General features: G+C 36.9%; 22 protein-coding genes, 1 pseudogene and 1 riboswitch. Of the genes and pseudogenes, 9 read left to right on the top strand and 14 right to left on the bottom strand.

What is annotated here, in order from left to right; all coding sequences use genetic code 11:
• Window positions 1-9: 9 nt before the first annotated feature.
• From GM418_RS29380 to GM418_RS29395, 4 genes and pseudogenes are all read right to left on the bottom strand, one after another.
• A pseudogene (locus tag GM418_RS29380) lies at window positions 10-996 on the bottom strand (ribonucleotide-diphosphate reductase subunit beta).
• Between the two features lie 124 nt (window positions 997-1,120).
• Window positions 1,121-1,328: riboswitch (cobalamin riboswitch) on the bottom strand.
• Window positions 1,329-1,495: 167 nt separating this feature from the next.
• Entirely contained in the window at window positions 1,496-3,556 is a 2,061-nt protein-coding gene (locus GM418_RS29385; RefSeq protein WP_158871689.1) for a TonB-dependent receptor, read from the bottom strand.
• 54 nt (window positions 3,557-3,610) lie between these two features.
• The gene (locus GM418_RS29390; protein ID WP_158871691.1) at window positions 3,611-4,417 is read right to left on the bottom strand and encodes a FixH family protein; all 807 of its coding nucleotides are present in this window, start codon (window positions 4,415-4,417) and stop codon (window positions 3,611-3,613) included.
• Window positions 4,418-4,620: 203 nt separating this feature from the next.
• The gene (locus tag GM418_RS29395; protein ID WP_158871693.1) at window positions 4,621-4,992 is read right to left on the bottom strand and encodes a hypothetical protein; all 372 of its coding nucleotides are present in this window, start codon (window positions 4,990-4,992) and stop codon (window positions 4,621-4,623) included.
• 634 nt (window positions 4,993-5,626) lie between these two features.
• Between GM418_RS29395 and GM418_RS29400 the strand changes: the two genes are divergently transcribed.
• The 3 genes from GM418_RS29400 to GM418_RS29410 are packed head-to-tail and all read left to right on the top strand — an operon-like array spanning window position 5,627 to window position 7,257.
• Window positions 5,627-6,064, top strand: a complete 438-nt coding sequence (locus GM418_RS29400; protein WP_158871695.1) for a Fur family transcriptional regulator — start codon at window positions 5,627-5,629, stop codon at window positions 6,062-6,064.
• A gap of 20 nt (window positions 6,065-6,084) precedes the next feature.
• Window positions 6,085-6,549, top strand: a complete 465-nt coding sequence (locus GM418_RS29405; RefSeq protein WP_158871697.1) for a Dps family protein — start codon at window positions 6,085-6,087, stop codon at window positions 6,547-6,549.
• Between the two features lie 6 nt (window positions 6,550-6,555).
• Window positions 6,556-7,257, top strand: coding sequence for a peroxiredoxin (locus GM418_RS29410; protein ID WP_158871699.1), 702 nt, complete (start codon window positions 6,556-6,558; stop codon window positions 7,255-7,257).
• Between the two features lie 385 nt (window positions 7,258-7,642).
• Here the strand turns inward: GM418_RS29410 and GM418_RS29415 are convergent, their stop codons facing one another.
• The 9 genes from GM418_RS29415 to GM418_RS29455 form a co-directional block, all read right to left on the bottom strand.
• Window positions 7,643-7,822, bottom strand: a complete 180-nt coding sequence (locus tag GM418_RS29415; protein ID WP_158871701.1) for a DUF5320 domain-containing protein — start codon at window positions 7,820-7,822, stop codon at window positions 7,643-7,645.
• A gap of 16 nt (window positions 7,823-7,838) precedes the next feature.
• Window positions 7,839-8,354 (bottom strand): peptide deformylase, encoded by a 516-nt coding sequence (gene def, locus GM418_RS29420; protein ID WP_158871703.1) that lies wholly within the window; start codon window positions 8,352-8,354, stop codon window positions 7,839-7,841.
• Window positions 8,355-8,394: 40 nt separating this feature from the next.
• On the bottom strand, window positions 8,395-8,841 hold the full coding sequence (locus tag GM418_RS29425) for a methyltransferase family protein (RefSeq protein WP_158871705.1): 447 nt from the start codon (window positions 8,839-8,841) through the stop codon (window positions 8,395-8,397).
• Between the two features lie 12 nt (window positions 8,842-8,853).
• Complete coding sequence (locus GM418_RS29430; protein ID WP_158871707.1) at window positions 8,854-9,792, bottom strand: radical SAM protein; 939 nt, start codon at window positions 9,790-9,792, stop codon at window positions 8,854-8,856.
• Entirely contained in the window at window positions 9,789-10,601 is an 813-nt protein-coding gene (locus tag GM418_RS29435) for an Mrp/NBP35 family ATP-binding protein (RefSeq protein WP_158871709.1), read from the bottom strand. Before GM418_RS29435 ends, GM418_RS29430 begins: the two co-directional genes overlap by 4 nt.
• A 71-nt stretch (window positions 10,602-10,672) precedes the next feature.
• Complete coding sequence (locus tag GM418_RS29440) at window positions 10,673-13,030, bottom strand: TonB-dependent receptor (RefSeq protein WP_158871711.1); 2,358 nt, start codon at window positions 13,028-13,030, stop codon at window positions 10,673-10,675.
• Between the two features lie 118 nt (window positions 13,031-13,148).
• Complete coding sequence (locus GM418_RS29445) at window positions 13,149-14,036, bottom strand: damage-control phosphatase ARMT1 family protein (RefSeq protein WP_281350227.1); 888 nt, start codon at window positions 14,034-14,036, stop codon at window positions 13,149-13,151.
• Between the two features lie 152 nt (window positions 14,037-14,188).
• Window positions 14,189-14,527: a DUF5320 domain-containing protein gene (locus tag GM418_RS29450; protein ID WP_158871715.1), complete on the bottom strand. Its 339-nt coding sequence runs from the start codon at window positions 14,525-14,527 to the stop codon at window positions 14,189-14,191.
• A gap of 125 nt (window positions 14,528-14,652) precedes the next feature.
• Entirely contained in the window at window positions 14,653-15,675 is a 1,023-nt protein-coding gene (locus GM418_RS29455) for a putative manganese transporter (RefSeq protein WP_158871719.1), read from the bottom strand.
• Between the two features lie 74 nt (window positions 15,676-15,749).
• On the opposite strand from GM418_RS29455, the gene GM418_RS29460 reads away from it, so the two are divergent.
• The 6 genes from GM418_RS29460 (at window position 15,750) to GM418_RS29485 (ending at window position 20,225) form a co-directional block, all read left to right on the top strand.
• Entirely contained in the window at window positions 15,750-16,130 is a 381-nt protein-coding gene (locus tag GM418_RS29460; RefSeq protein WP_158871722.1) for a hypothetical protein, read from the top strand.
• 104 nt (window positions 16,131-16,234) lie between these two features.
• Complete coding sequence (locus GM418_RS29465; protein WP_158871723.1) at window positions 16,235-16,624, top strand: ferredoxin family protein; 390 nt, start codon at window positions 16,235-16,237, stop codon at window positions 16,622-16,624.
• An 18-nt stretch (window positions 16,625-16,642) separates the two neighbouring features.
• A complete protein-coding gene (locus GM418_RS29470; protein WP_158871724.1) occupies window positions 16,643-18,007 on the top strand; it encodes an FAD-dependent oxidoreductase in 1,365 nt (454 codons plus the stop codon).
• Between the two features lie 16 nt (window positions 18,008-18,023).
• A complete protein-coding gene (gene tsaA / locus GM418_RS29475) occupies window positions 18,024-18,515 on the top strand; it encodes a tRNA (N6-threonylcarbamoyladenosine(37)-N6)-methyltransferase TrmO (protein ID WP_158871726.1) in 492 nt (163 codons plus the stop codon).
• Between the two features lie 15 nt (window positions 18,516-18,530).
• Window positions 18,531-19,262, top strand: coding sequence for a DUF4405 domain-containing protein (locus GM418_RS29480; RefSeq protein ID WP_158871728.1), 732 nt, complete (start codon window positions 18,531-18,533; stop codon window positions 19,260-19,262).
• A 78-nt stretch (window positions 19,263-19,340) separates the two neighbouring features.
• On the top strand, window positions 19,341-20,225 hold the full coding sequence (locus tag GM418_RS29485) for a metal ABC transporter solute-binding protein, Zn/Mn family (protein WP_158871730.1): 885 nt from the start codon (window positions 19,341-19,343) through the stop codon (window positions 20,223-20,225).
• A 78-nt stretch (window positions 20,226-20,303) separates the two neighbouring features.
• Here the strand turns inward: GM418_RS29485 and GM418_RS29490 are convergent, their stop codons facing one another.
• Complete coding sequence (locus GM418_RS29490; RefSeq protein WP_158871732.1) at window positions 20,304-21,632, bottom strand: cytochrome b/b6 domain-containing protein; 1,329 nt, start codon at window positions 21,630-21,632, stop codon at window positions 20,304-20,306.
• Between the last annotated feature and the right edge of the window lie 2 nt (window positions 21,633-21,634).

The raw sequence follows: 21,634 nt of genomic DNA on the forward strand, positions 1-21,634 counted from the left end.
CAATTCTGTTTAATAGTTGGTGTACTCGGTTGACGACACTTCAAAAAAGTTAATCAGCTTTTTTACATCTTCCTTTTGCAGGAAACGCAGCGGATTATCACTGATGTTAAACTCAGGTTCGAAACCCAATTCCATCAAACGGCGGTCGGTAATGTATTTCAGGTATTTTTCCAGTTCGGTGTATGACATGCCCAGCAAACTTTTTCCTCTGAATTTCGAGGCTATGTAATCAAGCTCCAGTTGAAGTCCTTTCAGGATAATGTCGCGCATTTCGGCAACAAATTCATCGTCGTCCACAATTTCAGGGCTTTCTTCCAACATAATTAAAATGGCTTCAATACCATTTTGCAGGTGCAATGATTCGTCAATCAAAATCAGTTCTACGCCTGAAACCACGTTTTTCATTTTTCCCATTTCTTTCATGGCAAAAAAGTGAGCGAAACTTGAATAGAAAAAGATACCTTCCAGTACAATGTTGTTAAGTAAAATTGCACGTAATACCTGTTTTTGTCCTGCCAGTGTTTCGGGTTGGATTTGCCCGTAGCTGATTTTATCAATTTCTTCTACAATCAGCGATTGTTTTTTTCGTAGGAAAGGGTCGGAGAAAGCTACATCGTACATGGCTTTGTGGTCCATGCCAAACGACTGTAAAACGCTTTCAAAAAAATCACTGTGAATGTTCTCCATGAAAAGTTGGGTGCTGAAACTCATTTTTGCATGTGGGTCGGTAAGCAATGGGAAAAATGCGTTCACGAGTACGTTTTACACCAGCAATTCCGACGAACTGAAATAGCCAACCGCTGTGTCGAATAAATCTTTTTCGTCAGGAGAAAGATTGTGATAATCCAGTGCATCCTGCTGGATATTTAGCTCTTCGGGAAACCAGATTGCTTTTTTCTGTTTTTCATACAGTTCCCTGAAAACGGGGTACGAGGGATTCTCGCTTAATTTAATGTTGTCGCGGACTGAGGTGCGCCCAATCAATTTTGCCTTCATTCTTTCCTTTTTTATTGTTAACTAAAATTCTTCGGGAGGCAAAAGGTGCGCAGACAGAAAATTTTGAAAATGAAAGACAAAATAATCGATTCAACCGCGAACCAGGCCATAGCTCCCGAAAGCCTAATTAAAATTGATTATGGCAGGTCTTCTGGCTCGTCCGGTTTTTGATGCCTTCCCACCCCGGTACATATCGGGACAGTGGCTTAAGATTTTCAAAAACACATTATTGGACTTACAGCTGCGGGTACAGCTCCCGGTTTCCACGGGATTCCCTCTTCGTATTGACAGGAGAGCAATCCTGACAATAAACCGTAATCGTTCTACAATTTTAAAGAATTAGAGCCAAAAAGGTTGAATTGAATTATAAACAGGCAGGCACAAAAACATGTAAAGAAACCGCTAAACAAACGGCTTCTTTAGTGTTAATAAATTCGATTTTTAATCTTTTTTAAGCGCTTTTTTGGATAAAAACGGATGAATAAACATGGCTTTGCTACTAGTGTTTATAACTTATCATGAAATAAAAATTTCTTCCTGGTCGGTTGTAATTCCCCCAGTCCAGATGTTCCGAATAGACCTTATTCAGTAAATTTTCCACTCCTGCGTTAATCATAATTAATGATTTCCCGGTTTGGATTTTGTATCCTGTCCGGATGTGAAAAAGTGTAAATCCGGGTGTTTTTGTTTCCCCGTAACTGGTATTGATTCGGTTTTGAGCTGCAGAACTTTCGTTTTCCAACTGAAGCAGGTAATTCCCTTTTTTAAAATGAATGGTAAAAAGATTTTTCAAAGGTGGCATCATCGGTAATGGCTCATGATCATGCGTTTCGCCACAGTTGTATTTCAAATTATTAAAGAACTCAAGTAAGGGTACAGGCTTCCACAAAAGCTGAAAATTGGATGAAAACATTCTTGCAAAATTAATATTCTCATACTTTTTTGTTCCCGCAGCATACAGGTTTAATGCTTCATAATCCGGGGCAATCAAACCAATGATGTAGTCGCTAATATGATTATACCGGCTTTCAATAGAAAATTTAAATCTCTGTTGTGTATAATTTATATTTCCAAAGAAGTTAAGCGATTTCTCCGTTTTTATATCGGGATTACCAATATAGTCATAGCCATCGTGGGCATTAAAAAGGTAAAACCCAAATTGCTCAGAAAGAGTGGGAATGCGTTCGCCGAAACCCACGCCTGCTTCTGCCTGCCAAGGCGTAGCCGGATTAAAAGCCATTGTAAAATTTGCTGACTTGATAAATTTGTTGTATGATTTATCTACATCGTATCCCAACGAGCTAAATTGTCGTTTTCCCTGTTCCGACAATACTTTTGACAAACTGTAATCTGTCCGCACGTCGATACTTAAGATAAACATCCGGCTAAGTGCATAGTCGTTTTTCAGAAAAATGCCGGAGACAGTTCTCCTGTGTTCGGGCCAGGTTTCAGCATACATGGGCGGTTCACCCGGATTCGAAAGATTGTTCATAAACATGGTCATTTCAGCCTTTTGCCAGTTGCCGTAACTCTCAAGTTTAAATGAAAGCAGATTTCTTTCCGACCATCTTGTTTTTCCTTCGATAAAACCTCCGTAGGTGCGACTCCAGCCGGGCATATCCATTTTCATGTAAACACTGTCGGTTCTTCCGGTTTGCGAATCTTCTACAAAATAAAGGCTGTCGCGTTTTGAATCGTCCATTAAATGATACACGTTGTTGTAATAAACTTTCGCCTTAAAGTCTGAAATGCCCGGAACCTGTTGTGACATGTACTGCATACTGTAGATTCTTCCTTTAGCACGGCTTACGTCCATGGGTAGCGCTGGATAACCAATATCAAATGCGTCGTCAATCAGCCAGTCGAAGACTAAATCGTGCCCCGTAGCCGGACTAAAAAGCACCGACTGAAGCAAATTCACCTTTTCGTATTGAGTAAAGGGCACTTTACTACCATTGCCATCGGTATATGGAGAATAGTGTTTATAAACGCTGCTAATGCGGTAAGCCCATTTTTCCTTTCCGTAGTTCGAGAGAAAAAATAAGGTTTTCCCTTTTGAAGCAGTTTCATAGTTTACCCCTGTTTCCAGCCTGAATGTGGACTTTTCAGGCGTCTGAAGCTGCATCTCAAAAGTTCCGCCAATGGTACTTCCGTTTTTATTTCCGGTGGGTCCCTGGTTTATCTGGATGCTTTTCAGGTTAACCGGTTCGATATACGAGGTCACCGGGTCCATTTTATCGGTACAGGCGCCAAACATTTTCATGCCTCCAATCGTCACGTTAATTTGCCCTGCTGTAAAACCGTTTAAAACAGGTTCTTTTGCATATGCTCCCCGGCTGATTAAAGAAACACTTCCCAGCCGCTCATTAATTTTATCGATTCCTGAACTGTAGAACGACTGATAATATTTAACCGCGTTTTCATCGTTTAAAGTAATATTTTGTGTTACAGTTACTTCTCTGATATGAACAGTATCTTTTGTAATATCCTTGATTTGTTGTGCCTGCAAATGATTATTGAAGGCTAACAGCAGGCATAACAAAAACAATGAAGTTCTCATTCTTGTATTGATTTGTAAAAGGAGAAGAAAACAGAATTCTCCTTTCATGAATTATTAAAAAGTAATGTCAAACGATAATTCATTTCCAATGGGTTCGCCATCTTTGGAAATCTCAATATTTACGCGCCACCAGCCAGTCATGGTAAAATTTACTTTGCCTTTGTAATGCCCGTTTCCCATATGCGTTGGATTTACATTGTTGGGCGACCCGTGTCCCATTGAAGGCATTTCCGGTTCAATCGAAATCGAAAGATTTTCGGCTGCAGGGAAACTCATCATGTTTTCACGGTAATGAACAGTAAACCCGATATCGTTCATCCCGACTTCCGGTACTGAAGGTTCCAGTAACGAAATAAAATAGGTTTTTCCATCAGCTTCGGAAACAGCGCTGAATTCGCGGGCTTCATCCAACCCGGTTACTTCCGGGATTGTCAAATAAGTTGTATCCTTTATTCCTCCGTCATCTATGGCAACTCTTAACTCCCAGCCTTCATCCGGGTTACCAGGCATGATAAACACTGCTGCGCCTTCAAAATAACCGTTTTCATTAACTGTATTTTCCGGATTTTCAAATGGCGCTGCGTGTGTCATAGTGGTCATATGCATCATGGGCAATATAGAAACAGACGCCTGTGTCACCGGGCTTTTGTCCGAATTGTTTTCTATATCAAAATATAGCTTGTTGTATCCCTGAAATAAAGTTTGTTCGGCCATTAAATCCACACTGAAAACCCCTGATTCTGAATCAGATTTAGCAATGGATATCAAATGGGTTTCTTCTTCAGGTATTTCCTCCTCTTTTTCACAAGCCGCAAAGAAAATAGGAAGTAAGAATAAAATTAGAATATGCTTTATTTTCATTTTCTTGTATTTTATATTTATTGATAATGTAATATGATTTTCCCGCTATCTATTCGCACAAATTCATAAACTATGATATCATCATGAAAATGAAATCATTAATATGTTTGCACACTATGAATAAACATATATTCTTACTCCTGAATACATTGTATCATTAAAAGCAGAATAGTGGGGTAATTTTTAAAAAGGAATTTTGCATCCTAAACTTTGGGAGGGTGAAAGATTGAATTATAAAAAATGTGATTGTATTTTGAAACTAAAAATTCAGATTCAGTTGTATTTTCAGATATAAAAAATGGGATGTTGCTTTTTTCAGGCAGGTTATATTCTATCCGTTTTAACTGGTGCACCACAGGATTTTGTTTTTCTGTTGAATTATCCGAATTGTTTTCTTTGATTCTTTTTTCGAGGTAACATTTTCCTTCACAGCAGGATTTTGGATTATCCCGGTTAATGCAAAGGTTTTTAATAATATACTCCTTTAAGGTATAATATTCAATAAATGGTAATACCGGATGTAAAACCATAGTTGCCGACAAAAGGAGTGGTATAACTGTATTTTTTATGATCACGTTTTAAAAACACGACAGAAAATCTAATGTTCACGGGACCACATTTGAAGTCCTTGAAAAAGAACCTTTCAATAGAAGTATGACCGTTTCGTATGGAAGGAAGAAAAACGTGACCTTAACTAAAAAGTGTAAATATAACTTAAAGTGTAAATATAACTTATGGTTGAATCAAAAGCATATTATTTTTACAAATACAGAAGCAATCTTGTTTTAAAGAATACGATCTTTCATTTTTGTGGTTGGTATATTTTACTGGTAGTGTATTCAGACTGTCAACGCATTAATTTTATAAAAACTAATATATTATAAAACATTCAGTTTCCTCGTACATAACATTTTTGCCCCACATCTTTTGTTATGAGCCTAAACAAATGCAATAAAGAAAGTGACAAGTTTGAAAAGATTTAGTTAATAGAAATCCTAAGTTTACTTCCCCGCAGAGGGGTTAAAAAATACACATATTTTGTTCAAGATAAAGATATAAGATAACTTTTATTGAAAGACAATAGATGGGGCGGTTATATTACCTATAGCTTCAAGAATTATTTACACAATATTTTTTGAGAGTATTAAAAAATAAGTTAATTTTGAATTAAATCTAATTAAGAATTATTATTATTTAGAGTTTAGTCAAATGAAAAATCGCATAGAAATCAGAGATATTATCTCAGCAAAAGGATTAAAAGTAACCCCACAAAGAATGCGGGTTATGGAGGCGATTTATAAACTTAATAATCATCCTACAGCAGATAATATTATTGAATACATTAGAAAAACAGATCCGAACATTGGCTCAGGAACAGTTTATAACGTTTTGGAAACGTTGGTTAAAAATGACCTGATAAAAAAAGTAAAAACGGAAAAAGATGTTATGAGATATGACGGTATCCTTGAAAATCATCATCACCTTTACTGTATTCAGTGCGATTATATAGAAGATTATAAAAATGAAAAACTTGATAAACTGCTAAGTAAATTTTTTAAGGAAAATAAAATCGACAATTTCAATATTGAAGAAATAAAACTAAACATCAGTGGCAATTTTATTATTCACAAAAATAAAGATCATTAACCAATTAAAAACAAATTCATATGAACAACATCGGATTAAAAGAGGACTACACAAAAGTAATGGAAGAGAGGCTAAATGCTTATTTGAGCAGCGTTCAAATTTCGTACATGAACGTGCGGGGATACCATTGGAATATTATAGGAAAACAATTTTTTGCCCTACATGAAAAGTTTGAAGAAATCTATAACAGCCTTAACGAAATGGCTGATGAAATTGCTGAACGCATATTAATGCTTGAGGGCAAACCGTTGCACTCGTTTTCTGAATATATCAAAGTTTCTGTAATTAAGGAAAGACAAAATGTAAATTCTGCTGAAGATACAGTCAACGCCCTTCTTGAAGACACTGCTAAACTTTTAGAAACAGAACGGGAAATACTTTCATTAGCTTCTGATAACGATGACGAAGGAACAGCAAGCCTGATGTCTGGTTTTATCGGGGAACAGGAAAAAATGATTTGGATGTTTAATGCACTTTTAAAATAATAAGTTATGGCTTGTGCAAACGGTGTAAAACCACTAAAAAAGAAAATAAAAACAGAAGAATTAGTTGAAAATTTATATAAGGAGGAAAAATCGATGAGTACAACAATGGTTAGGCAGGAAATGCCAGATTTTGAAATGGATGCTTATGATGCAAAAACGGGTCATTTTATAACCGTTTCCAACAAAGATTATAAGGACAAATGGGCCGTAGTATGTTTTTATCCGGCTGATTTCACTTTTGTTTGCCCAACTGAAATTGCAGCAATGAATGCTCATTATGATGAATTCCAGGAACTGGGAGTAGAAATTTTGGCCGTTTCAGTTGATTCAAAATTCTCGCACAAGCGGTTTGCAGAAACTGAACCAATTTTAAAGGGATTGAAATTGACTATGGGAGCAGACTCAAACCAGGAAGTAAGCCGCGCCTTTGGAGTATTGATTGAAGAAGAAGGGGTAGCGCTTAGAGGACGGTTTTTATTTAATCCTGATGGAGTATGTGTTGCACAGGAAGTTCAGGCAGATTCTGTTGGCAGAAATGTTAATGAGTTCCTGAGACAAGTTAAAGCCTGGCAGCACGCTAGTAAAACAGGTGAAGTCTGTCCCGCCGGTTGGAGACCAGGAAAAAAGACTCTTCCTGTAAATACTGATGTAGAAAAAATGACAGGAAAGGTTGGAGATTATATTACTTTAGAGGAAATTTTAAGTTAATCAAAGAACTACTTAATAAGAAATCATGCGGCCTTCTGGCCGCATAAAATTTTGGAGCGATGTGGTAATTTACCATATCGCTTTTTTAAATTTACTACTACCTTGACACAAAATACCTTTAACTTTCAACTGACTCATTCCGAGGTTGTTATCGACAATCCCCTATGCCAGGACATTAACTTATTAAAATAGCATAAAATAAAAGGGAGCAAAAACAAATGGAAATGGGTATATTGCAAACACAAACAGTTGATAATACGACGTTTATAATTAATCACAAGGAGCACACTTTATCTCAACCTTGGAATTTTAATTCGCAATCGGTGTTCCCCTCAGTTTTCAGCTTTTATGTAACGCGAAACAGCACATTCATTACAACAATAGTTTATAAATCGTATTTCAGCCGTTTCCCCTGACCTTCTCCGCCTCCTGATTTACGGCGTTTTCCCAAACCTTTTCCAAGCTTTTGTAATAATTCTTTAAATGACTTTTTCTCGCATTCTCCAAGGCCCCGTCCTGTTTTCGGGCCTTTACCTTCGGGGCCGGTTCCATTCAATTTTGGCATAACTAGTTTTTTTAGATTACATACTACTACGAGCTATTTGCTTCAATTTGCTTTTTATCATCCTTTTACGAAGGCTACTTAAACGATCGATAAAAAGTATTCCCTGCAAATGGTCATATTCGTGTTGAAATATACGGGCAGTCAGCCCGTCAAGTGTTTCTTCCCTTATATCGAAATTTTCATCTCGGTACCGGACTTCTATTTTATCGGGCCTTATAACATCTTCAAAAATTCCTGGAATACTAAAACAACCCTCGTTATAATATAATTCTTTTGCACTATAGTCGAGAATCTCAGGATTTAAATACATTTTCACATCAGGTGCTGTTCCATCATTATTTACCGATGTGGTATCAATGACAAAAATATTTTTTAAAACTGCAACCTGAGGGCCGGCAAGTCCATATCCCTGTTGGTTTTTTAGGGTGAGTGTCATGTTTGCCGCTAACTCAGTGAAATTATCTCCTGCATCAATATCATACGCTTTATTTCGCAGTATTTTAGAACCGTATAAAACAATGGGTAAAATCATGTGGATTAGTTTATTGAGTTACAAATAAGATTTGAAAATATTAAATCCATGACCTGACTTTCTTTTTGTATTTCAAATATTCAATACCAAACTTCCGTAGCATCTTTTGTTCTTCTTTTCTGATGTAAAAAATATGAATGATGCATAAATAGGCAAAAGAGATAATTAGCAATACAACCGATTTTAGTAATAAGGTTGTACCAATAAGGATAAGCAGCATTCCAAGGTACATCGGATTTCGACTGATTCTGAATGGCCCGTTTGAAATAAAATAAGAAGGTTTTAGATAAGGCTTTACCGTTGTTTTATATTTTTTGAAAAGATTATCTGTCCAAAGATTAAGGATAATTCCTGATAATACAAATATCCATCCGAATTGATTATATGGAAAAAATATTATCTTTTTTTCGATGATTAAAAGATGTGAAATGATGATGAGAATCAAAAATCCGATAAACCAGGTAGTTGGCATAATTTTTCTTTCCATACTTCTGATTGTTTAAAAATGATAACTTCTTACATAATAGTTCATCCCTTTATACTTTGTTTTTTTAATCAGCTTCAAAAATTCCAGAGACTCCACAACTGCCATATCTGTATTCTCTTTTTTAAGAAGCTCTTTCATTGTATCTTCACGTAAAGGGTGAACTGCAGTAATATTCAAGATATCTTCAAATGCATTGCCGGTAATACCGGTGTCCGTTCCCTCAAAACCCGTTAGTAGCTCGGTTGTAATCCCGGCATTGCAGAATATTTGCCAGGCCATGGTTATTGTTTTTTCCGTTGCCGACTTAGCATCGTTCATGGCCGGAGGGCGTGTTGGTATGGACAAATAGGCAGTATCGGGATTTATTTCACTAATAAACGATGCTGTTTGTTTGACCTGCTCCGATGAATCGTTATGATTATTTATCAGCATTGTCTCAGTGTGCAGCTTTCCTTTATAGACGGAAGCAAATCTAGTGATACCTTCCAAAATTTTATCCAATTTAATATTGCTGTAAGGACGGTTGATTTTTCTCCACGTAAGTTCATCTATTGTATCTACTTTTACAGAAACCCAGTCGGCTTCCATTAATTTTTCACGTACTTTTTCGTGATGCAGAAGGGATGCATTGGTAATTACTGCAATGGGAATTTCAAACTTCTTCAGCATCCGGATTTCCTCTCCGAGATTTTTATCAAGGGTCGGTTCTCCGTTGGAAACAAACGTAAGATAATCAGGGCGATGCAACTCATCCAGCATTTTTAGATGTTCCTCAACGTTTTTAGTTAGATTTTCGGGATCATAAAAAGTTTCCTGGTCAGTGCTCATGTGTTGGGTTTCACCAATTTGGCAATAAATGCAACTATAAGAACACACTTTTCGGGAAACAATATTGTTAATTCCCAGGCTTAATCCAAGCCTTCTTGACGTAACAGGACCAAAAGCAATCATAATCGTACCTCCGTTAATTCGTAAATCGCATTCGAAATATTATCAAATGCTTTAATAACCTCTTTATCTGGCTGATTATAAATAGTAGTGCCCCGGTCAGAAACATCACCAATTTCAAGTACCAGTGGGATTTGTCCCAGCAACGGAGTATTAAACTCCCTTGCCAGTTTTTCGCCACCGCCTTTTCCAAAGATGAAATATTTTTCATCGGGATGGCTAACCGGCGTAAACCACGACATGTTTTCAACCACACCCAGAATGGGAACATTTAGATCAGGTTTGGTAAACATGGCCGCCGCTTTTCTTGCATCAGAAAGTGCAATTTCCTGTGGTGTAGTTACTATTATTGCTCCGGTCAGATTCAGTTTCTGAATGGTAGTAAGTTGAATATCGCCTGTTCCCGGCGGAAAATCAACAATCATATAATCTATTTCGCCCCATTCAGTATCTCTGAATAACTGGGTAAGTCCATTTGATGCCATTGGTCCCCGCCAAATCAATGATTGTCCAGCCGGCATATAAAAGCCAATGGATAACAATTTCACACCAAACTTTTCAACAGGTAATATTTTTTCTTTCCCGTCGGTTACAATTCCGGAAGGTTTTTGGTTTTGAACGCCAAACATCATTGGAATGGAAGGACCATATAAATCGGCATCTACCAAAGCTGTCGTTAATCCCTGGCGGGTTAACGAAACTGCAAGGTTGGCAGCCACGGTAGATTTACCAACGCCTCCTTTTCCCGATGCCACAACTATAATGTTTTTCACGCCGGGCATTTCAATTTTTTCGAATAATGCTGAACTCATTGTTTTGATTTTTATGTTCTAATTATTTTGACCTTATTTAATTAGTTAGTTAGTATTCAACAGTCATTTAATCATTTTTCAAAGCTGTCGAGATAAAAACTGTCCTTTTCTGTTTTTTTTGATTGACTTTTCCCATTGATATTGTATATAAAACTCAACATAAAATATTCAGAGTCAATTTTTTTTAAGTTTTGCTGGCTATAAAGATACTCCTTGCCTGTGCAGCTATTAACTGACAAACCATAGAGGTAAGAATCAAAAATATCTTCAATTTTGAATGTTATTTGTCCTTTATTTTTTAATATTTTTTTGCTCACCGCCAGGTCAGCATACCAGCGTTCTTTGTATGTTCCCATAATTGATGGCAATTTTGATCTGTAATATCCAGCCATTTGGCAGTTAATAGCTTTGGGCAGCCGAAGCTGAAAGCTAATACTTCCGTTCCAGGCAAATCTGCACCGGTCATTCGTTGTATTAACAATTTCATCTGATAGTGAGGTACAGAAAAAATTGGCAGTAGTAGAAATCTCACCCCATTTAAATGGCTGAAAAGAAGCAACAAAATCGCAACCGGCAAGGGTGGCATAGTCAAGATTTTGGTAAGTGACAACTAGTGCACTATCATTGCACGCCTGTTTTACCTTTGAAATCGCCTGCCGTATATAACGATAATACAATGAAAAAGCACCTGAAATTCTTTTGCCGTAAAACCGTTCACCTATCTCGAATGAGTTTACAAATTCAGGGGTTAATTCAGGATTGCCCTGGTAAATGTTTAACTCATCAGGATATTTATTGGCAAATGGATCAAGTATTTCGGCTGACGGATGGTTAATTCTTCGGTTATATACAACATATAAGTTATTTGTATCGGTTATTTTCGTGGCAAAATTTATTGTTGGAAATATATTCAAACGGGTTGACCGACTTTTTTCGTTTTGGGTGGTTGAGGCATATTCTGTTCTAATTCCAATCCCCGCTTTCCATGAATTCTTTTTAATATTAAAAGCAAAAAAAAGAGCTTCAACATGCCGGCAATATCTAAACCTGCTATCCAACTCTCTATCAGTATTCCAGCCTGCGGTTTTGTAATTATAAATTTCAGATGAAAAATAATTCAGGGTGTTTTGCTCACTCATGTGATACCCTCCTTCAAAAAATACAGAATCACTTACCGGGTGTATAAATTCGATCCCTCCGTACCACACTTTGTTTAACTGTGATGCAACCGTATTTTGTAATTCAGGTAAATTTGTGCAAAAATGCCTGTTTTCCATTTTGTGGTTGTCGTCGAATTCAGAATACTTGATAAACGTTTCCAGTTGCTGCCCCTCTCTGTTAAAAACGGTTTTGTAGCTTACTTCAGATTCGAAAGAAGAACTCTCAATCTCAATTCCGATGTTCTTATGCGATTCTTGCTTTATTGTCCCATTATTTGCAATTGTTGTGTAATCAATTGACCTGTCGGCAAGAGTTATAGCTTTGGTACCAAAAGCGGATAGCCCGATATAGTTCTTGTTATTTATTTTATAATTGAAAGATGTATTTAAAAACCCTTTATTAGGTTTGTCCTGAAGAAGGTCGCATTGTGAATAACTGTTGGCAGCCATATGGTTGCGATTAGTTCTGTAGTGGTTTTTTATGTGGCCACTTGTTTTGTGGTTTAAACCAGCACTAACAAAAAGTTCCGTTTTCCCTAAATCCAAGCTGTAACCGATATTCCCTCCGAACAAATTATGGTCGCCGGCATTTAGTTGTAACGATGTACTATTCTCGTTTTTATTTCTTCCTGCCAGTACAATATTTATGATCCCCGACATCTCTTCTGCAGTATATTTTGCAGAAGGGTTGTGAAAAATTTCTATTTTTTCCACAACATCAGAAGGAAGTTGCTCCAATGATTTTTCCAGTGCCGACTTTTTGCCGTTGATGAGTAACATAACTTTCTCGCTGCCACGGTAACGAATATTTCCATCAAAATCCACATCGACTGAAGGTATCGTTTGTAATACATCAGATATTGTACTTCCCCTGATTGTATTATTTTGAGAAACATTTACTATTGTCTTTTTAATTGTTGTTTCAATCAGTTTCCGGTTACCGGGCACCTGCACTTCGTTAAGATTGAGCATATTTGTTGTTAGTAACAGGCAGAAAGTCTCATTTTCTTCATCAACTTCAATTAATAACTCTTTTGTATGGTAGCCCATGTACGATGTCATTATTTTGTACGCCCCACAATCTATATCTTCAAAAATGAAATGCCCTTCTTTATCGGCAATAGTTCTCTCCATCATTTTATTAGCTGAAACAGAAAATAGTTGTATCGAAGCATGCGGTAGTTTTTCACCGCTTAAACTATCTTTTACATAACCGGTTATTCTCCCGATAAGATCGGGATTGCGGATATCTGCAGAAGCTTTCAACATTAGAAAAAAATATAATACCAAAATTAAAACTCGCCTTAGTTGTATCATTTCCTACTCCTATAATGCACATATGTTTGATAATATGACACCAAAAAAAGTAGAAACTTGCGATGACAATCTATTTTTTATACATTCGATATTTTGCTGTCTGATCCCTTAAGTGACGAATATTGAATACCATAAAGCTACCTCTTGGAACATTTAACATACTCGCTATTACATCGCATTTGACCATTAAAAGAAAGTAAATTTCTTTTTGGTTATTTCCCATTAATCCTTCCAGGTTTCCCTGGCCTTTTGAGATAATGATATCAGCTTCATCGAATAACTTTTTAAATTCAGGAGAACAGTGTTTCTCCAAGGTGGATGGCGCGTCATATCCGTTTGAAATAACTTGTGCAACATCTGACATTCTCACTTTTTTAGCGTCTTCCATTGTTGCATCATTTATGACAGGTGCACCTCTTGTGGCAAACCAAAGATTAGGGTGGTCTATTACGCTGATGAAAATTTTATCGAGGACAATTTCTCCTGCATTGTCACCGAGATACAGTACCATTGAGGCATTCTTTAACTCTTTGTAAAGTATTTCTGAGTGGTCAATAGCAGGTATTTTCATAGCTGCTGTTGCCAATGTCTCCAACACATCGAAAGGCTCCGGTGGACCGAAATCAATAACATTTCCTGCCAGCGCATAACGTAAAGCTGTTTGGAAGGGATTGGCTGATTTATCGATTCTTTTCCTGACATCTTTTTCAAGGTTTAACATTAACTGATTGTATTCCTCTTTTTCTTTTTCATACAAATCATCAGTATTTGTTTCCTTTTTTATCAGCCGGTGCAGAAAACACGCTGCCTCAGGAGTCAAAAGGCCGTTATTTCTGTTTTCATCCATAAACCGATTGAAACGATCGATGATGTTATTTGACCTCCCGCTTGAGATATTATATTTTCCCAACATTTTTTGCCCCTGTAAAAGAAGGCAGCTTTCACAATCAGATTGCATTTTTATTTTGTTATACTGGCAGAATCGCCAAAAAGTAAGAACATACCTCCCCCAGACAGGATATCTTTGTAATAAAGTAAATCAACCTACCTTCCTTTGGATGCAGAGAATATGTATTAAATAAATACCTGAATTTATTCCGCCGGCAATTTCTAATCCTTTTTTTCCAGTTCTCCAAGTCTTCTTTCAATGTCCTTTTGAATATTCTTCAGAGACTCTGCCTGCGATTTAAGCATTTTTACTTCTTCTTCCCTGCCCGGAATCCGATGATGTAACATACTAAAGTCTGGAAATGGCCAATTCCAAAGGTTTCTTCGTCCTAAACCGCGACCTCCTGCTCCTCTGCCAAAACCAAAGCCTCTTCCCCCTCTTCTTCCTGATCTGCCAAAACCATTTTCAAAACCGGGGATATCATTTCCCGAACAAAATCCAAATCCTCTTCCGGTCATGGAACCTTGCCCCATTGGACCGGTACGATCTCCTGATGGCATAATTTTAAATTTAGAAATTCAACAATTCATTATTTTTCGGGCTCTTTGTCCGTGTCCGATTATCTCATACAAATATAACAATTAAAAGAACTAATGTTTAATACAATTTATGATTTATATGAATTCTACAACCCGAGCTGCAATAAAATAAAACCAACAAGCAACCCAACAACCATATTGATTATTTTAACTTTTACAAAATCTTTTCCCGATTCGGCAAGCAGGGGTAACATTCCATGCCCGTCCTGTACTATAGAATTGGCAATAAGTATACTAAAAGGCAAAAGATTTTGTGAAAAAAGTGTAGCAAATAATAGATGCGGACCTGATTCAGGGATTAAACCAACCAGTACAGCTATAAATAAAATCCAGTGAGGATTATCTTTAACCAGATCGCTCAATTCCAGATTTGATTGCACGAAATACAATACAACAAAGGCACCCCATGTCCAAAGGAAAATTCGGATCAGATGTTTTTTAATAATATGATTGTACAGATGCTCTTTTAGAAAATGTTCCGGGGTTGTTATAAACACGAATAATAGGAATAGCCCTCCGGAGAGGAATATAATTTTCTTCCAGTCCCAGTTATTTGGGCCAATAATACCAGTAGCCAAAAGAATAATAAGAATTGCCGAAAATAAAAGCAAAACGGTTCTTTCAAAGGAAATATTTTTTAGCTGGGGAATAATGTCTTTTTTTACAAAACACTTGCACTTCTCATGTTCATGTATAACAAATCCGTGTGTCCCCGCTGGTTCATTTTTCTTTGCAAATAAGTTTACTATAAACCCTGTTAAAATGGCTATCCCCAATAATACGAATTGAAGTAAAACTGCTTTCTCAGGAAATAGTGCAAACATTACAAATGCTTCATCTCCTGAGGTTGCAATCATGGCAGCTACCAATCCGGCTACTCCCATCATTCGATGGCTGTATAACGAAACAACAGTAAAGGCACCTAAACAGCCAGGTGTAATTCCAAGAATTGCAGCAACAATAATTTGCAATATAGGTGACCGCTGTAATTTATTCGCCCAAAGATTCTTGCTTTGGACATTAATATAATCGATAACAACCATCATGAAAAGCACAAATGCCGTTATTATTAATGCTTGTTTTAGCGTGGGAACAAAAACTTCAATCATGATTCCAAATCTAAATACTATTTATTTTATATTGAACAAAAGTTTATTTAAATTTGTTTATTAAAAACAAAAAAATGCTTTTGCATGTTGCGATAACGATTCAGTCTTCGAAGGAAATCGAGAATTTCTACAAAAAAATATTACTCTTTACTGTTCAAAGAAAGTTCTCGCTAAATAAGGAAACATCACAAAAAATTTTTAATACAGAAGAAGTTGTTGATGTATATTTAATGGAACATCAATCTGTACATTTCGAAATTTTTGTAAGCCGCAAAAAGGAAAAGAAACTATTCTCCCATGTTTGTTTGGCATACAGACAAACAAATACAATCTATGAAAAGGCGATTAAGCTAGGGTATGAAACACAGATAAAAAGAAATAAAGAGAATAACACTTATTTCATTTGGGATAAAAGCGGAAACATGTTTGAAATTAAAGGAATACAAGATCAATGATTAACAAATATGAAATCTTCGCCTGATAAATTCCAAGGTACTGACCTCACAATACAAAAGGATTAAATATGGCAAAGAGACTTGTATTATTAAACTAAAATGTCATGAAAGGAAGAAGGTTGGGAAAACGAATATTTCAACGCAATGAACCGGTTACGGAAGGAGAATACTGTATCTGTCCGAAGTGTGGTCATTCTACTATTCATGTTAAGGGAAGGCCATGTCGTCGTTTCTTGTGCCCGGTTTGCCACATTCCTTTAACCCGTTCCCAAAATAGTTTTCATTCAAAAGAATTGAAAACAGACTCTGCGAAATCAAAAACATTAAAATATCCAAAAGTAGACATTGAAATCTGCACCGGATGCGGAAGCTGTATTGATGTATGCCCGGTGGAAGCAATTTCTTTGATTGAAGGTAAAGCTTTTATTGAAGAAGATATATGTACCAATTGCCGAGTGTGTGAAAATGAATGCCCGGTAGAGGCTATTAATTAAATAATTAAAAGAGATGATATGAAAACATACGATGTAATTATTATTGGAGGTGGCCCGGCTGCCATTGTAACCGGAATTACGGTTAAGAAGTTTTTTAAAGAGAAAAGTGTACTGATGATAAAAGAAGAAGCAGATGGGCTTGTGCCATGTGGAATTCCTTATATTTTTAATTTGCTGGGAAACGATGCCGGGAAAAATAAAATGGGACCAAAACCATTTGTTAATTTAGGAGGTGAGGTTGTTGTTGATTCTGCCATAAAGGTAGATAAAACAGCTAAAAAGGTTTTAGTAAAATCGGGAGAGGAATTTAGCTACGGTAAACTGGTTTTTGCTACAGGTTCTGAACCTGTTATTCCCACTTTCATACCTGGGCATGACCTCCGGAATGTTTTTTACGTAAAGAAGAGTTTTCCATATATTCATGAACTGGCGTCGAAAATCAGTGGGTTTAAAAATATTGTTATTGTTGGAGGCGGATTCATTGGAGCTGAAGTCGCAGAACAAATGGCTGCTTCGGGAATGAATATTACGCTTGTTGAAAGTGAACCACTTTGTTTTTCAAAAGCCTTTTCACCAGAATTAAGTGCCATTGCAACAGATGTATTGAGAGAAACAAAGGTCAATGTGATGACATCAACACTGGTCAAAGAAATTACCGGAGAAAATGATACTGTTCAGCACGTTGTGCTCTCTGACGGAAGAAAAATTGAAGCCGATGCCGTGACTCTTTCCATTGGCTATAAGGCCAATTCACAACTGGCTGAAGAATCAGGGCTCGAATTAAACCGGTTTGGCGATATTCATGTAGATAATTATGGCCGAACGACAGTAAAAGACATTAGCGCTGTTGGCGATTGTGCACAAACTTTTGGTTTTCTGACGGGACGAAGTGATGTTATAAAACTGGCATCCACAGCTACAGCAGAAGCTCGTACTTTGGGGCATAATATTTTTGGTATTCGTATAAAAAAGTGCACTGCAGGTACATTGGGCGTATTTTCTACTGAAATCAATGGTCTGGCTATGGCAGCTGCTGGCGCAAACGAAAAAAGTGCCGGTGAATCGGGAGTTGAACTAATATCATCTAAATTTTCATCGCCCGACCGGCATCCGGGAGGACTGCCCGGAATGAGCAACTTAACAGTCAAACTCTATGCTTCGCCAGTGGACGGAAGTATTCTTGGGGGTGAAGCCTGGGGAGGAAAATCGGTAGGTGAAATCATTAATATTATCAGTTTGGCCATCCAAAAATCCATTACTGTTTTTGAACTGATCTCTTTCCAGGTGGGCACACACCCGCTATTAACTGCGTCACCCGTAAATAATCCGATTGTCAGGGCAGCCGAAGATATTGTATATAAAATGACGTGTTCGAAATATTAAAAATGGTGTCAGTTTTATGGAAGATATTGTTTTTCACCCTATAGGAATTATTCATTCTGAATATAAACAAACAAAAGATACCCCCATCCAACCTGCTTCTGGTATGAGAATTAGTGGGAGTGTTGAAATTTTTCCTGAATATGCTGAGGGATTACAAGACATTGAAGGATTTTCACACTTGATTCTAATTTATCATTTCAATCGTTCGTCGGGGTATAAATTAAAGGTAAAGCCTTTTCTTGACGAAAATTTGCACGGTGTCTTTTCTACGCGGGCTCCATTTCGGCCTAATCCAATAGGGTTGTCAGTTGTAAAACTTATTTCCAGAAATAAAAATATTTTAGAAATTGAAAATATTGATATTCTGGATGGTACTCCACTATTTGACATCAAACCTTTTGTTCCGGATTTTGATGCAGCAGAAAATGTAAAGATTGGTTGGGTAACCAGATCGCAAAATAAGATATCAAATACGTTTAACGACGGTCGTTTTGAATCGGAATCTTAAAAGAATTGATTAATAATGATTTATATTAAGAATAAGTCGAAAATTAACCTCGTGATCGATGGTGTTATGTTGATTTTACTTGCATTGATTATCGGGGGTGGATTAATGATTAAGTATGTATTGTTGCCGGGTTTCAAGCGTAACGTTTTGTATGGAAGTGATGCTGAGCTTTACTTCTGGGGACTCGACAGACATCAATGGGGAAGTATTCATTTATACCTTGGTTTTGTTTTCCTGTTTTTATTATTTCTTCATGTTATTCTTCATTGGAAAATGATAGTTGGTATTTTCAGTCAAATGATTAAAGGACAAATTTCAAGGAAGATAATTTCAGTTTGTATTGGTGGGGTAGCCCTTTTTTTTGCTTTGGCCCCGCTCTTATTAAGACCCGAAGTTATGCCGTTGGAAAGAAAATATAACCATAGACAAAATACCGAAAATTTTATACGAGAAATGCAACCTATGTTACCAACCCAACCTTCTGCCCAAGCCTTTCAACGAACGGCTGAAAAATCTAATGAAGAACAAAAGAGAAGCCACCTGATACATGACTTTTCCAAACTGGAAATATTTGGCAGCATGACTCTGGAAGAGGTTTCGCAAAAATATTCGATCCCTTTAAATAGGCTGGCTGGTACACTGAATATTCCTTTAAATAAATCGGGAGAAAGAATTGGGAGATTAAAAAGGAGATATGGTTTTGAGATTATAGAATTGAAAGAGACTATTACTCAATTAAAAGAGTGAATATCGTTAAGTTTTTTTAGAAAAGCATTGACTTATGACATGGAAAGTAATAGGTAATAAATTAACAGTGTGTAAACAATGCAAATAACTACATCCAAAATATTGATAATAATTGTAGCCCTTTGTTTATTATCTTGTAATTCAAAAAGCAATAAAAATGGTGATGTCACGAAACAAGTAGTAACCGTAAGTATTTTACCTCAAAAAACATTTGTTGAAATGATAGCGGGAGATGACTTTAAAGTAAATGTTTTACTCCCGCCCGGAGCAAGTCCAGCCGTTTTTACACTATTACCTTCTCAGCTAAAAGATATAACCCATTCAAAAGTTTGGTTTCGTGTTGGGCATGTTGGCTTTGAATATTCATGGAAAGAAAAGATTGAACAAGCCAACCGGCAAATGAAGGTGATTGACCTTTCAAAAGAATTGGACTTAATTTCTGCTACATCCATAACCTCAACCGAAACAAAAACAGAGAAGGGGATTAATCCCCACATCTGGATGTCGCCACCATTGGTAAAACAAATGGCTCGCCGAATTACAGAAGAACTTTCTGTTTTAAATCCTGAAAAAAGTGCCATTTACAACGAAAACTACCTCAAGTTTGCCACTGAAATTGACCAATTAGATGATATAATCAGAAGTACTTTAAAGGATTATCAAGGTCGTAAATTTATTATGTTTCATCCAAGTCTTTCGTACTTTGCCCGCGAATATGGACTAAAGGAATATTCACTTGAACCTGGCGGAAAGGAACCAACACCTCAACGAATGGCTGAACTGGTTAAGCTGGCCAGAAAAGAGAACATAAGAGTAATTTATATTCAAAGTGATTTGGACCGTGAACAAGCCCGTGTATTTGCAGAAGAAATCGACGGAGAAATTATCGAAATGTGGCCGTTAAACCCAGCTTGGGAAGAAAATCTGATGAAAATTACAAAAATACTTATAGCTAATTTTTAAAAAGCTTTGAAAAAGTACCCTTAGAATTAACCTCAAGTAGATATTTTTCAAAGCCTTCTAAAAATCAATCGATAAATTTCATAAAGTTTCCAGGTTTGAAATATCAAGAATAAATCCTTCCATTCCAACAATCCGGTCCCTGACAAAAATGGGATTTGCCGAGAGGATATGTTGGGCAGTTGTCCCATCTTTACATCTCCGTGTGGCTATATTTCCGCTGATTATTTCGCCGTTCATTACCCTGGCAAACGTAGTTTCAAGCTTTTCAACCTCGGATGACGGACGGGTAACCGAAAAGTGTCTCCCCATAATTTCATCCGGTGCTTCATATTTATACATTTGCAGCCAGGCCGTGTTAACGTTTTCAATGATTCCGTTTTCGTTAAGGCGATAATACCCGGCGCCACTGTTTTTTACGGCGTTGTACATGTACTCACCTGCATCCTCTTTGGGGTCAACATTCAAAATAAATCCTTCTACTCCAATTATTTGTTCATTCTCGTAAACCGGATTTGCCGATAAAATATGGTTTCCATGGGAGTCATCCATACACTTTCTCCGGACTGACACCCCGGGAATGATCTTCCCATTTAAAACATCATTTATCTGCTTTGTTAGTTTTTGCAATTCGCCGGTATCGCGTGTTACTGAAAAATGTTGTCCAATTATTTTGGAACGATCAGTACACTTATACATTTTCAACCATGCCTCGTTTACATCTACAATGATCCCATTTTTGTCCAGCCGGTAGTAGCCAGCTACACTTTCATCCACAGCTTTATGCAAATTTTTAACCCGTTCTTCCTTTTCATCAACTTTTATTACTTCCCAGCCTGTAATCATTGCTTTTATTGCAGAAAGTGGCTTTTCTCCGGTTGTTGTGAGGTAAACATGTGCAACTACGAATGCTATTAGCAGGAATGCCCCAAGTGTATGAATAACAGCGATATTGGTTAATCCCTGTACATGCAGGTTTGCATTGGGATAGATATAGGCCATATAGATAAAGCCGGTAACCACCTGTATTGGGATGACTAAAAGTTTTAACCCCAGGTAAATTAAACGTTGCAGCGGATTAAATTTATTATAAACGGTTTTGTGGGTAGGATGCGGAGCGCCCCGAAAAATTCCGGTAAGGTAGTATTCAACCTGTGCTTTAATAAATTTTGTAGTAGGAATATATTGTTTCCATTCGCCGGTGACAAAATGCCAGAAAATAGCAAATATAATCAAAACAAGAAAAGCCCATGCTGCAGTATTGTGCCATCTGACTGTGTTTTCGAACCCGAAAAGTGTAAACGAACCGTGCATTTCAAATCCGGTCAGCGCCAGGAAGAAAATAAGTAATGCCTGGCTCCAGTGCCAAAAACGCTCAAAACTACGATAAATATATGTCGATCTTTTCATTT

This window comes from Maribellus comscasis, assembly GCF_009762775.1.
GTDB lineage: Bacteria > Bacteroidota > Bacteroidia > Bacteroidales > Prolixibacteraceae > Draconibacterium > Draconibacterium comscasis.